The 15,175-nt window shown below is 45.2% G+C and carries 14 protein-coding genes; 9 read left to right on the plus strand and 5 right to left on the minus strand.

Annotation, left to right across the window (positions count from 1 at the left end; genetic code table 11):
• Nucleotides 1–261: 261 nt before the first annotated feature.
• From erpA to PSBA01_RS05925, 8 genes are all read left to right on the plus strand, one after another.
• Nucleotides 262–642 carry an iron-sulfur cluster insertion protein ErpA gene (erpA, locus tag PSBA01_RS05890; protein ID WP_058024722.1) on the plus strand — a complete coding sequence of 127 codons (381 nt, stop codon included), beginning with the start codon at nt 262–264 and terminating at the stop codon, nt 640–642.
• A gap of 373 nt (nt 643–1,015) precedes the next feature.
• Nucleotides 1,016–2,590 (plus strand): glutamate--cysteine ligase, encoded by a 1,575-nt coding sequence (gene gshA, locus PSBA01_RS05895; RefSeq protein WP_093071306.1) that lies wholly within the window; start codon nt 1,016–1,018, stop codon nt 2,588–2,590.
• Nucleotides 2,591–2,642: 52 nt separating this feature from the next.
• Entirely contained in the window at nt 2,643–3,173 is a 531-nt protein-coding gene (locus tag PSBA01_RS05900; RefSeq protein WP_071002630.1) for a disulfide bond formation protein B, read from the plus strand.
• Between the two features lie 584 nt (nt 3,174–3,757).
• Nucleotides 3,758–4,270 (plus strand): copper resistance protein NlpE N-terminal domain-containing protein, encoded by a 513-nt coding sequence (locus tag PSBA01_RS05905; RefSeq protein WP_228724652.1) that lies wholly within the window; start codon nt 3,758–3,760, stop codon nt 4,268–4,270.
• A 246-nt stretch (nt 4,271–4,516) separates the two neighbouring features.
• Complete coding sequence (gene mpl, locus PSBA01_RS05910; RefSeq protein ID WP_186475322.1) at nt 4,517–6,004, plus strand: UDP-N-acetylmuramate:L-alanyl-gamma-D-glutamyl-meso-diaminopimelate ligase; 1,488 nt, start codon at nt 4,517–4,519, stop codon at nt 6,002–6,004.
• A gap of 337 nt (nt 6,005–6,341) precedes the next feature.
• Nucleotides 6,342–6,596, plus strand: coding sequence for a GlsB/YeaQ/YmgE family stress response membrane protein (locus PSBA01_RS05915; RefSeq protein ID WP_058024727.1), 255 nt, complete (start codon nt 6,342–6,344; stop codon nt 6,594–6,596).
• A gap of 197 nt (nt 6,597–6,793) precedes the next feature.
• Complete coding sequence (gene def / locus PSBA01_RS05920) at nt 6,794–7,348, plus strand: peptide deformylase (protein WP_186475323.1); 555 nt, start codon at nt 6,794–6,796, stop codon at nt 7,346–7,348.
• A 114-nt stretch (nt 7,349–7,462) separates the two neighbouring features.
• A complete protein-coding gene (locus PSBA01_RS05925; protein WP_186475458.1) occupies nt 7,463–8,638 on the plus strand; it encodes a type III PLP-dependent enzyme in 1,176 nt (391 codons plus the stop codon).
• 85 nt (nt 8,639–8,723) lie between these two features.
• Here the strand turns inward: PSBA01_RS05925 and PSBA01_RS05930 are convergent, their stop codons facing one another.
• The 3 genes from PSBA01_RS05930 to dnaJ form a co-directional block, all read right to left on the minus strand.
• Nucleotides 8,724–9,617, minus strand: a complete 894-nt coding sequence (locus tag PSBA01_RS05930) for a type II and III secretion system protein (protein WP_228724653.1) — start codon at nt 9,615–9,617, stop codon at nt 8,724–8,726.
• Nucleotides 9,618–9,657: 40 nt separating this feature from the next.
• Nucleotides 9,658–10,488: a 4-hydroxy-tetrahydrodipicolinate reductase gene (dapB, locus tag PSBA01_RS05935; RefSeq protein WP_186475325.1), complete on the minus strand. Its 831-nt coding sequence runs from the start codon at nt 10,486–10,488 to the stop codon at nt 9,658–9,660.
• A gap of 184 nt (nt 10,489–10,672) precedes the next feature.
• Nucleotides 10,673–11,797 (minus strand): molecular chaperone DnaJ, encoded by a 1,125-nt coding sequence (dnaJ, locus tag PSBA01_RS05940; protein ID WP_071002636.1) that lies wholly within the window; start codon nt 11,795–11,797, stop codon nt 10,673–10,675.
• A gap of 414 nt (nt 11,798–12,211) precedes the next feature.
• Between dnaJ and PSBA01_RS05945 the strand changes: the two genes are divergently transcribed.
• Nucleotides 12,212–12,862 (plus strand): DUF2939 domain-containing protein, encoded by a 651-nt coding sequence (locus PSBA01_RS05945; RefSeq protein WP_186475326.1) that lies wholly within the window; start codon nt 12,212–12,214, stop codon nt 12,860–12,862.
• 140 nt (nt 12,863–13,002) lie between these two features.
• On the opposite strand, the gene PSBA01_RS05950 is transcribed toward PSBA01_RS05945, so the two are convergent.
• Entirely contained in the window at nt 13,003–14,067 is a 1,065-nt protein-coding gene (locus PSBA01_RS05950) for a disulfide isomerase DsbC N-terminal domain-containing protein (protein WP_093071297.1), read from the minus strand.
• Between the two features lie 331 nt (nt 14,068–14,398).
• On the minus strand, nt 14,399–15,103 hold the full coding sequence (locus PSBA01_RS05955; protein ID WP_093071296.1) for a pseudouridine synthase: 705 nt from the start codon (nt 15,101–15,103) through the stop codon (nt 14,399–14,401).
• Between the last annotated feature and the right edge of the window lie 72 nt (nt 15,104–15,175).

Below are 15,175 nucleotides of genomic sequence, written 5' to 3' on the forward strand. Positions count from 1 at the left end.
TAAGGACGATGACTCTTGACAAGCGAATCGCTACTCCCATTATGATATACTGCTAAAGATAAGTGCTTATCATCAATAAAGTGCTTTGGTGGCACAAACACCGTATTGATATCGCACAAACAGCTTATAATGCACCAATAGCTTTGCCATAACGACAGCACCCAATTAAATCAAACGCCGTGCGTATCTTTATTTGCAATCATTTTGTTGCAAACCCAAACAGGACGACGACCGCATTTGATCCTAGCAACTGAGGTAGATATGAACGAATCAGCCAACCAATTTAATCCAAGCTCAAATCAGCCAGTAGATCCTACGGTATTAAGCCTAACCGACAGTGCGGCACAAAAAGTACGCCGTCTGCGCGAAGAAGAAGGTGATAGTGAACTGATGCTACGCGTCTATGTGACGGGCGGCGGCTGTTCAGGTTTTTCTTATGGCTTTAACTTTGCCAACGACTTAAATGAAGACGATGCCAATTTTGATAATGGTGATGTGACCTTGGTTGTTGACTCGCTAAGCTATCAATATTTGCAAGGCTCTACCGTTGACTACACTGAAGGGTTAGAAGGCGCACGTTTTGTCGTGACCAACCCCAATGCCACCACCACTTGCGGCTGTGGCTCGTCATTCTCAATTTAGGTTTTCGCGATTTGGCTCTATGACCCAACGATACTATGCCTTTATTGCGTCTCAACATTCCTGTGATCATGCGCCAAAGCCGTATTGGATGACTTGCAGCATCGCGATCAAAGCATCTATCTTTGAGATAGATGCTTTTTTGCCAATATTGATGAATCCGCAAAGTATCCGTGCTGACCAATTTCATCAAAAATACTGAGAAAAATCTAGCCCAAACGTCCTGCTCAAAGCTTATCGTATTTGTAATTGTTCGTGGTTTTCAATACGGCTTTGAGCTAAACTGACGGAATTATTGACCCAACATTTACCTCTTTTATGGACAAACGCCCATCGTGTTTTGATCTGCCATAATGAATAACAATAGATGACTATTATGAGTAATTTTGCGAGTAGCTTTGCTAATTTTGACATTCCCAATTGGTTTGGCAGCCAGCATTTAACGGGTATGCTCCGCGGTATCGAAAAAGAAGGACTGCGCGTGAGGCCTGATGGTTTTTTGGCACAGACGCCGCATCCAGCCAAACTCGGATCAAAATTGACTCATCCTTTTATTACAACCGATTATTCAGAAAGTCTGCTTGAGCTTATCACCGAACCAAAAGCTTCGCCAAAAGAGACACTCAATATGCTGCGTCAATTGCATGTATTGGTGTATCAAGGCATGCCTGACGGCGAGCTGATGTGGCCGCTATCTATGCCTTGTATGTTGTCTTCTAAAGATGAAGATATTCCACTGGCTGATTATGGTAGCTCTAATACAGGTAAGCTAAAAACCCTTTATCGCAGTGGTCTTGGTATCCGTTATGGTCGCCGTATGCAGACCATCGCAGGGTTACATTACAATCTATCTTTTGGTGACACGCTCTTTGAAACGTGGCAAGCGCAAACCCCAACGGCACAAGAGCAGACGCTAACAGAATTCAAAAACGAGAAATACCTAGGGCTTATTCGCAACTTTAAGCGACTGACCAGCATTGTGTTGTATTTATTGGGTGCAAGTCCAAGCGTATGTCCTTGTTTTGTTGCTGGGCGTGAGCATGATCTAGAGCGTCTAAATGACTCAACCTACTATAAACCGACTGCCACCAGCCTGCGTATGGGCAAACTTGGCTATACCAATAGCGTGCAAGAGCAGCTAGATATTCGTTATAACTATTTGCCAGAGTATGTCGCTGGACTACGCCGCGCGATCCAAACACCGCATGAGAGCTTTGCCAAGCTTGGTCTGGAAGATGAAGATGGCAACCCAGTTCAGATCAATAATCATATCCTTCAGATAGAAAATGAATACTATAGCCCTATCCGTCCTAAGCAAATTGCGATGAGTGGTGAGACACCAACCGAAGCGCTTGAGCGTCGCGGTATTGCTTATGTTGAGTTTCGTGCGATTGATCTCGATCCTTATAGCGATGTTGGTATTCGTCTCTCTAGTGCTTGCTTTTTAGAAGTGATGGCGCTCTACTGTCTATTCAGCGATTCACCTGATTTGCTGCCTGAAGAAGAAGAAGCACTCGCTATTAATCTAGAGCGTGTGGTCAACGAAGGTCGCCGTGAAGGTCTGCACATCATCAATAACGGTCAAGAGCAATCGCTTGAGGGCTGGATGCTGATGCATCTAGAGCGTATGCAGCCACTTGCTGCATTGCTAGATGCTCATTATGGTGGCAATGACTACCGTGCTGCAGTGGCATTGATGCAAGGCAAAGCCGGACATTCTGAGTCGACGATCTCCGCCCAAGTAAACTCTGATAGCAAACGCTTAGGTAGTCTATGGCAGCTTGGTTTTACATTAGCGCAGCAGCATCGCGAGTCATTATTGCAGCAGACTCTCAGTCCAAACACCCAAGCGAAATACGAAGTATTGGCAGAAAAGTCTATCTTGCAGCAGGCTGAGATTGAGAAGTCTGAGACAGAAGACTTTATGGACTTTTTACAGCAGTATCGCTAAACCTGATTGCATCCTAACCTCTGTATAGATGAAACCATAAGAGTAACGCACCATGCGACAGCTGACCACTTATCGTAACTTACAAATATTTTTAGTATTGATGGCCATAATAGGCATGAGCTTTGCACTGTTTTATTTACAGCGCCATCTAGGGCTTTCGCCTTGCCCGCTCTGTATTTTTCAGCGTATTGGTCTAATAGTCATGGGCGGTTTTGCGCTGATATCAGCATTATTTAATCCAAAATCCAAAGTGGTGAAGTTGCTATTATGGCTTGGTAGTTTGGCAGGTATTGGCTGGTCTACTGCTGTGGCTATACGCCATGTTTGGCTACAGCACCTACCTGCCGATCAAGTACCGTCATGCGGCCCAGGCTTGGACTATTGGCTAGATACCTTGCCTATGTTGCAAGTGCTCAAAGAAGTATTTGCAGGTTCTGGTGAGTGTGCTTCTATCGATTGGACGTTTGTCGGACTTAGTATCCCTGAGCTGTCGTTGATCCTATTTAGCGTACTTCTTGTGGCGCATGGGGTGATACTGTGGCGTATCGTGCGACCTATCACCAACCAGTCTATCGCTCGATAGTTCATTAAAATCACTTTATATTTTACCGTTATCACTTCTTTCTAAACAGACATTCATACTCTGCTATGCAATGTCTGCTTTATTATCTGCGACTGTTAAACCTCTTTTATTACCTATGTTAGACAAACCGATAGAGCCTACTTTGCTATACCAAGCATATTGAACACAACAAAAAGTCCACAGATATATCTGTAACCCTTTGATACCTTTAGACAGCCTGTTTTTTCAGTGGGTAGTTTTAGTGAGAAGTTATGAGAGCTCTGTTCTTTTGAGCGATAAATTGTCTACATTTCAAAGATCAGCTACGCTCTCAAATTCCAATATCTATATTATCGCAACGTTTATACGACCCCTTGTCTCTCTTTTTTGGCAACAAGATTATCTTGATAACGGTTGCCAGTGGCATAGGTGATTTTTAAAAACGCTATTCAAAAACTGTTTTTGGTATGACCATGATATATCTTGCACCTATTTGCTCTACCACATCTACTGTCATTAGACGCTGGGGACCGTCCTTATTAGCGGTACCACTCTGTGTGCTATTGATAGGCTGTGATAGTGCCTCCTCGAATTCTGATCAAGACATGAGGACTAAAGCTTCATTTGTCGACGCATCAGCAGAGTCTGCTCCGCAGAGCACATCAGAAGAGATAGAAAGCGATAGTATGTCTGAGTCAAATCCTGATGACAGTTTGAATGAATCTACAGAAGGGCAATCACTTATTGCTGCTGCTCAATCCAGTAATGAGGGGCATACGCACCCTTCTACTATACACTCAGAATCGAACAGTAGTGCGCTACAAGCCACGCTAATGGGTGATTATGGCGGTATGGTGCCTTGTGAAGACTGCGATAGTATCGATGTCACTTTGAACCTATTTTCTGATGGCTCTGTACTAAAATCCAGCACCCATCACGATGCTGAACAACAGCGCGCACCGTTACTTGAGTCTGGCGTCTATCGTCAAGATAAAGACAAAATTACCATTGTATATGAAGACAAACATATTGAGTCTTATTATATTCAAGACAATCATCTGATTTTGATAGATGAGCAAAAAAACCTAAATAATGACTATACGTTGTCACGTAAGTAGATTGTCATATAATTGAATGGCTGCAGTAGCGAACCCGACGATACTTATCAGCCAAAAAACGCCTACTTGTTAGGCGTTTTTTGTTGGTCATCGACCAGCGTTTACTTTACAATGATCGCTTGTCTGCCAGACTACTGCCATGGCAATGACTGATTAAACCGTTAGTCACGATTGATAACAGCTCAGCACCCAAAACTTTATTTTTACTCTCTCTATTTCTCTTATTCAAGCTCTTACGGAACGTCTATGCATATTCATATTCTTGGTATTTGTGGTACTTTTATGGGCTCGCTGGCATTATTAGCGCGTGAACTTGGGCATACCGTTACTGGCTCAGATACCAACGTATATCCTCCTATGTCTACCCAACTTGAAAATGCGGGCGTCACTATTGAAGAAGGCTATCTCGTAAAGCATTTGCAACCAGCGCCAGACTTGGTCGTTGTTGGTAATGCGATGAAGCGTGGCATGGATGTGATTGAATATATGCTAGATACGGGTCTGCGCTACACGTCAGGTCCGCAGTTTTTGTCAGAGCAAGTGCTGCAATCGCGCCACGTGATAGCGGTTGCTGGTACTCATGGTAAGACAACAACGACAACCATGCTTGCTTGGATATTGCATTACGCTGGTATCGATACAGGGTTTTTAATTGGCGGTGTGCCACTGGTCAATACCACTGATGAGCACTTACAGCAGGTATTTGCACACAGCAGCTATCTAGGGGCAGAAAAAACTGACGATGATACGACAGTCCCTTCTGGTTATTTTGTCATGGAAGCTGATGAGTACGATTCTGCGTTTTTTGATAAACGTTCAAAATTCGTTCATTATCGTCCGCGCACCGCTATCTTGAACAACCTAGAATTTGATCACGCCGATATTTTTGCTGACTTGAATGCGATCCAAACGCAGTTTCATCATATGGTACGTATGATTCCAAGCACTGGAAAAATTATCATGCCTGCAGCAACTATCAGCTTAGAAGATACGTTAGCAAAAGGCGTTTGGACCCCTATCTGGCGTACTGCTGTCATCGATACGACCGCATCTAATACCAGTAAAAACGACCGTACGCTTAAAAACAATAGCGACTGGCAAGCGGAACTCATTCGCGAAGATGGCAGTCAATTTCAAGTCAGTTTTGCTGCTGATAAAGAAGTAGCTGTCATCGACTGGGGCATGAGTGGTATTCATAACGTCAATAATGCCTTGGTTGCCGTCGCGGCCGCTTATGATGTCGGTGTCAGCATCTCTACCGCTTGCGCCGCATTATCGGCTTTTGCTGGTATCAAACGCCGGATGGAGTTGATCGGTGATGTAAACGATGTCTTAGTCTTTGATGACTTTGCCCATCACCCTACTGCAATTACCACAACATTAGACGGTGCCAAAAAGAAACTGGCTGGCAGACGTATTTGGGCGATTATTGAGCCGCGCAGTAATACCATGAAAATGGGTATTCACCAAGACAGCTTGGCTGAGTCAGCTGCCCTCGCTGACTATACATTGTGGTATGAGCCAGCGGGACTGGAATGGGGTTTGAGAGAAGTCATCGAACAAGCCACGGCTACAAGTGACTCCATCATTAACCAGCACGTAATGTCTAGTGTCGATACTATTATTGAACATATCAGTAGTCATGCTCAAGCAGGTGATGCAATAGTCGTGATGTCCAACGGTGGTTTTGAGGGGATTCATCAGCGTCTATTAGCGGCATTGCGTGATAAATAAACGATTGATTTAACCCTAAACCCTAAACCCTAAAATTAGTATTAAACAAAAGCGTGGCTGTCTCATAGACGGGCTACGCTTTTTTTATTTAATTCCCTATCCTTATCAAATTCTTCTGTCGTGGCTAAATGATTGATACGCCATTCTGTTAGCACCATGGCTACCTTTGTAACCTTCCGTTTACCTATTGCACCTACGTAATAGCAAATCTGACTTTTTCCTCACATAGGCCCTACACAGGTAACATTTTTTGCTTACTCTTGCGTTTGAGGAATCTTTACAATGGAGTTATTAAATTAGCAACATATTATAAATATTCATAATTTAGGAGAATAACATGAGTTTTATTTGGATGATTATCGTAGGTTTGGTTGCAGGTTTATTGGCACGTGCTATTAAGCCAGGTAGTGACCCTATGGGCTGGATCATGACGATCGTATTGGGTATCGTCGGTGCCATGTTAGGTGGCTTCCTAGCGAGCTTAATTGGTATCAACGCAGATGGCGGTTTTACTGGTCTTATCTTCTCAGTTATCGGTGCGATCATTTTGCTATTTTTGTATGAAATGATTGTAAACAAACGCCGTGCATAATTACCGACTAGATAGAATATCTACAAAAAAGCCTTGCGTTAAGTGAGGCTTTTTTGTGTCCAGATACCTATCAAAATCTTTAATTTGTGGATGCATGAGACCTGATATAGACGGGAAAGTATTGATAAGCATTACTTTTGTCCCCATTTATCTTATAATATCAACCCTATTTTGTCCCTATCATTGAGGTGAGCGTTATGGCACTACTCCCTATCTTAAGTTACCCAGATCCCCGCTTGCGCACGATTGCCAAGCCAGTCAAGGAAGTGACTGCTGAAATCAAAACCTTAATCTCAGACATGATTGAGACAATGTATGATGCTCAAGGCATTGGCCTTGCTGCAAGCCAAGTCGATCGTCATATTCAGCTCATCGTGATGGATTTGTCTGAAGACAAAAGTGCCCCAAGAGTATTTATCAACCCAAAGGTCACGCCATTGGTAGAAGAAAAACAACCGTACGAAGAAGGCTGTCTTTCGGTCCCAGATGTCTACGACAAAGTCGAGCGCCCTAATAAAGTACGTATCGAAGCATTAGACGAGAACGGCGACGTCATTGACGAAGTGGTAGAAGGCTTGCTTGCCGTCTGTATCCAACACGAAATGGATCATCTCAACGGCGTGATATTCGTCGACTACCTGTCTCGTTTGAAACAGACACGTGCCCGTGATAAAGTTCGTAAAGTCCTCAAGATACGCGAAAAGCAAGGCGCCCAGTCCGCTGAGCAGCAGTCACAACCGATCAATTCTTAATCTCTTTCTCCTTTACATAATGATGCCTATAGTGGATGTTACTCTCTGATATCCACTAGATGGTGCCAATTTTTTAGCAGATACTGTTCTCACCAAAGGTTTACTACTATGACCATGATCAAAATTGACCAATATTTTGACCCTGCCAGCTGGCAGAAATTTACCAAAGCTGCTGAGGGTCGTGAGACCCCGTTTTTAGTGGTGGATCTAAGTCGTATCGAGACTAAGTATCATGAGATGGTCAGCCTGTTCCCGAATGCCAAACTGCATTATGCGATGAAAGCCAGTCCTGCGGTTGAAGTTATCAATCTGCTGGCAAAGCTTGGTTCTAACTTTGACTGTGCCTCCATCTATGAGCTGGATCGTGTGCTGGATTGCGGTGTTGAGCCATCACGCATTTCTTATGGCAACACCATCAAAAAAGCCGCCCATGTCAAATATGCCTTTGAAAAAGGTATCGATCTGTACGCGACTGATTCAGAAGCAGACCTTAAAAATATTGCTAAACATGCCCCTGGTTCTAAAGTATTTGTGCGCATATTGGTACAAGGATCAGAGACAGCAGAATGGCCATTGTCACGTAAGTTTGGCTGTCACCCTAATATGGCCATTGATTTGCTTATTCAGGCGCGTGAGCTTGGCTTGGTACCTTATGGTATCTCGTTCCATGTGGGTAGCCAGCAAAAAGACGTTGCGGCATGGGATGATGCATTAGCCAAAGTTAAGTATATGTTTGACTGGATGAAGAACGAAGAAGGCATCAAGCTACAAATGATCAATCTAGGTGGCGGCTTCCCAACCAACTACATCAGCGAAGTCAATCCTATTAAGGTCTATGCAGAAGAGATTACCAGCTATTTGACTGATGACTACGATGCAGATGAGATGCCTGAGATTATTTTAGAACCAGGTCGTTCACTCGTCGGTGGTTCAGGTGTCTTGGTCAGTGATGTGGTACTGATCTCTCGCAAATCAGACACAGATTTGGCGCGCTGGGTCTATACGGATGTTGGTTTATTCCAAGGCTTAATCGAGACGCTCGGCGAAGCCATCAAATATCCTGTTTATACTCCCAAGATGGAAACATCTACCAGTGAAGGGACGGTCGTACTGGCAGGACCAACCTGTGACTCAACCGATATCATGTACGAAGAAGCAGGTTATCAGCTGCCAGAAGAGCTTGAGATTGGTGACAAAATCTATTGGCTAACCACAGGTGCTTATACCAACTCGTATTCATCAGTAGAGTTTAACGGCTTCCCGCCGCTTGAAGTGGTTTATATTGACTAGGGTTTGAACCTATCATTTATAGAGAAGCGCGGTGCTATTAATAACAACACCGCGCTTTTTTGTATTTAGCCATTTGCACAATGAGCTATTGAACCAGCAGAGCTATCGGTACACTATTAATGCTATTGGTCGTTCGACTGCCGCTGCTGGTTGAGCGTTGTGAAATCTCACCAATCGTCACCCATTGTCCGCGCGGCACAATGATCGTACTGTTCAGACTTTGACTTTGAATGCTATTACTGCTCGTGCCGTACCTATTGTAGGATGAGTTGGATCGCGCCAGTCGCTCTTCAACTTGTGACAACCTCACTTCGATTTGACCATTCGGTAGTAGACGCGGTGTGACAGCAATGCCTTGCGTCGTTGGCAGTAGTACCTGCTGCTGAATGACAATCTGCGCGTTTGGCTGACGGTCATCTGGATAATGATAATTCGGTTGAATAGTGGCACGATAGTTCTGCGTCAATGAATAGAGCGTGCCGGTACTGATACTAGCGGCACTACCAGAAAGCGTCTGTACTTGATATAAACTGCTGCTTTGCTTCTGGCCGTTACTTTGATTCCAAACACCCGATCCCTGAATATTGCGCTTGGTAATAATAACCTGACCCTGACGAATATTATCCTGAACACTGCTGCTATTGCCAACACGCACAGCGACTGTGAGCGCTTGTGGCTGACGGTCAATCTGCGTGAGTAGCTGCTGTATCATTTGATAATTGCGGGGTGTTGTTATTAGTACTAGCTTACCTTGGTAGATGCTGACGGTGCCGCCATCAGCGCTATTATTGAGTTGTTGCTTTACTGTTGGCAGGAGCGTGGCACCGCCATAAGTGTCAATCACATAGGTTTGGACGTTACTGGCTTGTACGGTGATTGGTAGGACAGCCAGACTTAGGGCAAACGCGGGCAAGCTTATATTTTTGGTAATATTCACCTTAAGAACGGTACTAGCCAATTCGTGCTTTATACGATTCACCTGCATCTCCTCACCTTTTTTAAGTCATCGTCAATGCGCTCTAATCATTCAACCCCAGCACATCTTGCATATCATATTGCCCAACGGCTTGCTCGGTTACCCAAGTTGCGGCACGTACAGCACCTGCGGCAAAAGTCATGCGCTCTCGTGCGCGGTGAGTGATCTCAACCACCTCACCATCAGCGATAAACATCACAGTATGGTCGCCTACGATCTCTCCACCGCGTACCGCATGAATACCAATCGTGCCTGATTCGCGCTCGCCCGTTTGTCCTTCGCGTCCGTAGATGGCAACATCTTTTAGGTTCTGTCCGCGCGCTTCTGCGACGGCTTCAGCCATCATATATGCGGTACCAGACGGTGCATCGATTTTGTGTTTGTGATGCGCTTCGATGATCTCTACGTCAGCATCATTGCCAAATGCTTTGGCTGCCATACCAAGTAGTTTCAATGACAGGTTAACGCCGGTTGAATAGTTACCTGCGTAGACGATAGCGATTTTTCCACTGGCTTTTGCCAATACCTGCTCTTGCGCCTCATTAAATCCTGTGGTGCCAATAACCATCGCGACATTATGCTCGGCACAAACTTGCATGTTTTTTTCAGTCGCATCAGGCAAGCTAAAGTCAATCAGCACATCGATGTCATTAATTACAGCCTCTAGCTCGTCAACGATTTGCACCTCTAAACGTCCGATAGCTGCCACCTCGCCTGCATCCGCGCCGACGAGACTCGATCCTTGGCGCTCAATCGCTGCATTCAGGATGGTCTTAGGATTATTTTGTACCGCTTCGATAAGCATACGACCCATACGACCACCTGCACCGATGACACCAACTTTAATGGTTTGTTCTGTTGTTTCTTGACTCATATCGCTACCTTACATACTTTATATTTGGTGGGTTATTTTTGGATATCATTTATCGTCAGTTTAACAAATATCGTTAACTGAGTGGTTTTTTATCAGCACAAGAAAAAGCCCAAAGGTTTCACATGAAACCTTTGGGCTTACTCTCAGTATGGCTATCTAGCAACAGTCTGTCTGAGTTAAATAATCAGTCAAACAAATCGCCAATCTTTTTAAAGAATGATTTTTTATGTGGCGACTGCTGATGCTTACTGTCATCATCTAACGTATCTTGGAACTGACGCAATAGATCTTTTTGCTCACGAGTCAGATTGACAGGGGTTTCGATGACCACACGGCATATCAAGTCGCCTTTCATCGTGGTGCGTACTGGCGTCACGCCTTTGCCGCGTACACGTAGCAGTTTGCCACTCTGCGTCCCTTCTGCCACTTTGATTTTTACTTTACCATCCAAGGTTGGGATTTCAACTTCTTTACCAAGTGCGGCATCCGTGATACTGACTGGTACATCCATATAGAGGTCCGCGCCTTGACGAGTAAAGACGTTGTGCGGTTTGACACGTACTTCGACATACAAGTCGCCGTTCTGTACGCCTGCGGCGCCAGCTTCGCCTTCACCTGCCAGACGGACGCGATCACCATCATCGACGCCCGCTGGGATAGATACTTCTAGCGTGCGTGATTTGTCTTTGACGCCATTACCATGACAGTCAGGGCAAGGGTTTTTGATTTGCTTACCAGAGCCGCCACACTGCGGGCAAGTCTGCTGCACGGCAAAGAAACCTTGCTGCATGCGCACTTGACCCTGACCATGACACATCTGACAGGTCACGACATCAGAGGCATCTTTGGCACCTTTACCATCACAAGTGTCACATGGCGCTGGCGCGGTGAAGCTGATTTCTTTTTTGCAGCCACGTACTGCTTCTTCTAATGTCAGCTCGATCACATAGCGCAAGTCAGAGCCGCGACGCGTGCGTCCACCACCGCCGCCACGTGATTGGCCAAAGATATCACCAAAGTTACCAAAAATATCGCCAAAGATGTCTTGGAAGTTGCCGCCGCCTGCACCGCCACCCATGCCATTTTCAAAGGCAGCATGACCCATGCGGTCATACGCTGAGCGCTTTTCTTCATCGCTCAGTACTTCATAAGCCATTGAGGCTTCTTTGAATTTGTCTTCAGAATCAGGGTCATCAGAGTTGCGATCTGGATGATATTTCATGGCAAGCTTGCGGTAGGCTCGCTTAATCTCCTTGCTGTCAGCGGTCTTGCTGACACCTAATACTTCATAAAAATCGCGTTTACTCATGGTTTCTCCTATCGTCTTCGTAGCACCACCAGCTCGTCAGTTCGTTAGCTTTGATCAGCTTTTACCATTGACGGTCGTCATCTCATACACAATCACACAGCAACGTTTCATGTGAAACATGGCAAACCACAATGTCACAGGATGATAATATGTGCATGTAACGAAAAATACGGTGGGGGCTACTTAGCCAAATCAATTATAAAAAGTTTGCGCTATTTATGGAGATGGTCTGCTGATTTATCAAGCGCTTAAGTCATGAAATTCATAGTTGAGGTCTTGAGTCGGCGGTATACACGATTTATTAAGATTATTACAAAGCTTTTCATACCTGAATAATGACGAGTCGTGCTAGTATTTATCGCCATATCTACGGTCATTTATACCCATGACGTTTGCGACAAGGTTCCCCGTCTTATGAAAAAGCTGATTGTTTTATTAATCGTGATTGCCGTAGCAATCTATGCAGGCTCCCCTTATTACAGTGCTTATCAGCTCAAAAATGCCTACGATGCCAAAGACGGTGCCGCTATCGCAGCGACCATTGATTACGAGCAAGTGCGTCCAAGCATCCAACATCAGCTGACTGACCAGTTTGCCACGACCATGACAAAGTACCCACTGATTGCTGAGTTGGGCGGAGACGCATTAACCCAAGCAGCCGATGGCTTTATCACAAAGGCCGTCGATGGTGCCATCACGCCGCAAAATATCGAAAAGATCATTAACACTCAGGGTCAAGCCAATACAGCAACCAAAGAGCTGGCGGCGGCATGGGCCATCGCAAGCGATCAGGTCGATCTCAGAAACCTCATTCAAAGCTTGATTGTTCAGCACGGCGATGTCGATGCGGTGGTCAAGAGCCAAATCCAGCAAGTCATGAAAAAACAAGCCAGCGAGCTTGAGGAGCACGCGGCACAAGGCAACGATAGCGACAAGCCAACATTGAGCTACTGCGGTATCAATTGCTTTGCTATCAGCGGTCAAGTCAAAGGCTATCCACTCACGATAGAGATGCAGCGCCAAGGCTTGATTGAGTGGAAGATCGTCGATATTGTCTTGCCATAAACAAGTTGAGATCGCTTTTGATATTCAAAATTTTGATAAGTCAAACGATAAAAACCGCTTTATGAATCAGCTCATAAAGCGGTTTTTTGTGACGTGATTTAAAATCTTTATTCACTAAAATGTGAACGACACCAATGTGATTATTCGATACCCAAAAATTCTAAAAACTCAGGACTCTCGAAGCTTGCTTGATATAGTACACCGTCCTCACGGTAAATGGCAGGCGTTGCTATCACCGCCAGTCCAGCGGCTTTTTCGCGATTGGGCGTCACGTGATCGACGTTACAGCTCGCTGATGCAGGTGTCATCTCTCCTTGTAGCATCGCCTTATCAAATGCCTGACGGCGACTGTTTTCGCTACCTTGGCACCAGATACCGCGCATTTGCTCAGGGGACTGCTCGTATATCGGATAGCCGATGACGTTGACCGTCACTCCTTTGGCATTGAGCATGGGTATTTGCTGATGAAATCGGCGGCAATACGGGCAGTTGACGTCATCAGCCACATAAATCACCGCCTTCTCAGTTGTGGTGGCTGGATAAATAATCAGTTGGCTTTCATCCAATATCGCAAACACCGATTGGTTTTTGCGCCGCTCAAAACTCTCATCGAGCCCGATAAACTGACCGTTTTCGATCACTGATATCTCACCGTCAGTGATGTACTGCGCATCGTCCGATAATAAGAAAGGCACCCCTTCTAGCGTTGCGCCCCAAATCACGCCGGGTACTGCGGTATAAAAGAACGGCGTTTTTGCACTCATGTTTTTGAGCGCACGCGTATTTTTGAGCAGCACCGATTTGACTGCTGCACTGACAGGCTTGCCTACCTGCGCACTCGTGCTGCGTACTGGTGTTTTGGTCACTACCCGCTTGCTTGAATTCTTTTTTAACTCACCTTGGATGACATAACGACCGTCTTTTGTGATGTGCAGCGGCGGCTGTTCAGCCAAGTTTACCTGATACATATTGGGTAATTTGGACGGCGCAATGGAGGTAATCTGCGTTTTGATACCGGCTTGGGTTAGCACTTGGCGCAAGCGTTTATCAACAGTTGCACTTACCGCTTTGCTCGTCTGCATGCTTTGATTGTTTTGGTTCAATTGGGTGCTCGCCGCATCCGCTGAGTTTGACTGAGCACAAGCCGTGGTTGCGAGTAGTACAAGGCTAATCAGGCTTACCGAATTAAAGGCAGATAGTTTCACAAAAGCAGTCCTCGTTAATAACTCATAAATTCTGTACTTGATAATATCTATCTTGATTGCTCATCATAATATTATGTAAAAAAATAGATTGAGATATCAGACAGACTGTATCACAAGGAAGGTTTACACAAATGATTAGCGGCGCAATTTTGCAAAATGGCTACCCAACTTTAAGAGATAGGCAACACAAGCAGACCGCAGAAATAGTAAAAGAGAATCACAAACATAAATAGCTGACAACAAAAAGCAGCACACGGTGTCGTGGCTGCTGATGAATTTAAAATAATAACTTAAACAGTAGTATGGATGCGCATACTAAAGAGGTCAGTGGCTAGAACTTGGCGACTTCTTCTGGCGTTAAGAAACGACTGTCGCCTTTCTCTAAGCCGTCTAGATTGATATGACCGATACTGGCGCGGTGCAGCGCAACGACTTTATTACCAAAGTAGCCCATCATGCGTTTGACCTGATGGTATTTGCCTTGCTCCAAGGTTAGACGCGCATGGGTCTCATCGATAAACTCAAGGGTAGCCGGTTTGGTCGGCTCATAATCGCCCTCTAACAAGATACCTTCGCCCACCTTTTTGATTGCGCGGGCTTGCTCCTCCTCGTTCATAGGATCAGCAAGCGTTAGCTCATAGACTTTGGCGTGCTCGTGCTTGGGACTTGTGACACGGTGTAGCCAGCCGCCATCATCGCTAAGCAGCAGTGCGCCTGTGGTATCGACATCTAAGCGACCTGCGATACGTAAACTGCCTAGCTCTGGTACGGCAATCAATTCGGTGACGATAGGATACTCTTTGGCCTTTAACGTACACTCAAAGCCTTCAGGCTTATGCAGCAAGATATAACGATTACCCGTCGCCACCGAGAGCGGCTCGCCTGCCCACAGCACTTCATCATTGATAATATCGACATGTAGGCCAGGGTCTTTGACCACCTCATCATTGACGGTGATCTCAGAGGCGTGGAGGATTTTTTTGGACTCTTTGCGTGACAGCTCAGTGGCTTTACTGATAAATTTATCGAGACGCATACTTTTTACTACCTTTAGTCATATAGGGTTTTGTTATAGTGGTGTCAGTTTAACATATCCCATCTAACCCTA

It is taken from the genome of Psychrobacter sp. KCTC 72983 (assembly GCF_014280455.1).
GTDB classification, from domain to species: Bacteria; Pseudomonadota; Gammaproteobacteria; order Pseudomonadales; family Moraxellaceae; genus Psychrobacter; species Psychrobacter pacificensis.

Coding starts and splice junctions, on each gene's coding strand:
- PSBA01_RS05900 (WP_071002630.1), top strand. CDS start 2,643: ATGCGACAGCTGACCACTTATCGTAACTTACAAATATTTTTAGTATTG.
- gshA (WP_093071306.1), top strand. CDS start 1,016: ATGAGTAATTTTGCGAGTAGCTTTGCTAATTTTGACATTCCCAATTGG.
- PSBA01_RS05955 (WP_093071296.1), bottom strand. CDS start 15,103: ATGCGTCTCGATAAATTTATCAGTAAAGCCACTGAGCTGTCACGCAAA.
- dapB (WP_186475325.1), bottom strand. CDS start 10,488: ATGAGTCAAGAAACAACAGAACAAACCATTAAAGTTGGTGTCATCGGT.
- PSBA01_RS05915 (WP_058024727.1), top strand. CDS start 6,342: ATGAGTTTTATTTGGATGATTATCGTAGGTTTGGTTGCAGGTTTATTG.
- mpl (WP_186475322.1), top strand. CDS start 4,517: ATGCATATTCATATTCTTGGTATTTGTGGTACTTTTATGGGCTCGCTG.
- erpA (WP_058024722.1), top strand. CDS start 262: ATGAACGAATCAGCCAACCAATTTAATCCAAGCTCAAATCAGCCAGTA.
- PSBA01_RS05945 (WP_186475326.1), top strand. CDS start 12,212: ATGAAAAAGCTGATTGTTTTATTAATCGTGATTGCCGTAGCAATCTAT.
- PSBA01_RS05925 (WP_186475458.1), top strand. CDS start 7,463: ATGATCAAAATTGACCAATATTTTGACCCTGCCAGCTGGCAGAAATTT.
- PSBA01_RS05905 (WP_228724652.1), top strand. CDS start 3,758: ATGAGGACTAAAGCTTCATTTGTCGACGCATCAGCAGAGTCTGCTCCG.
- dnaJ (WP_071002636.1), bottom strand. CDS start 11,797: ATGAGTAAACGCGATTTTTATGAAGTATTAGGTGTCAGCAAGACCGCT.
- def (WP_186475323.1), top strand. CDS start 6,794: ATGGCACTACTCCCTATCTTAAGTTACCCAGATCCCCGCTTGCGCACG.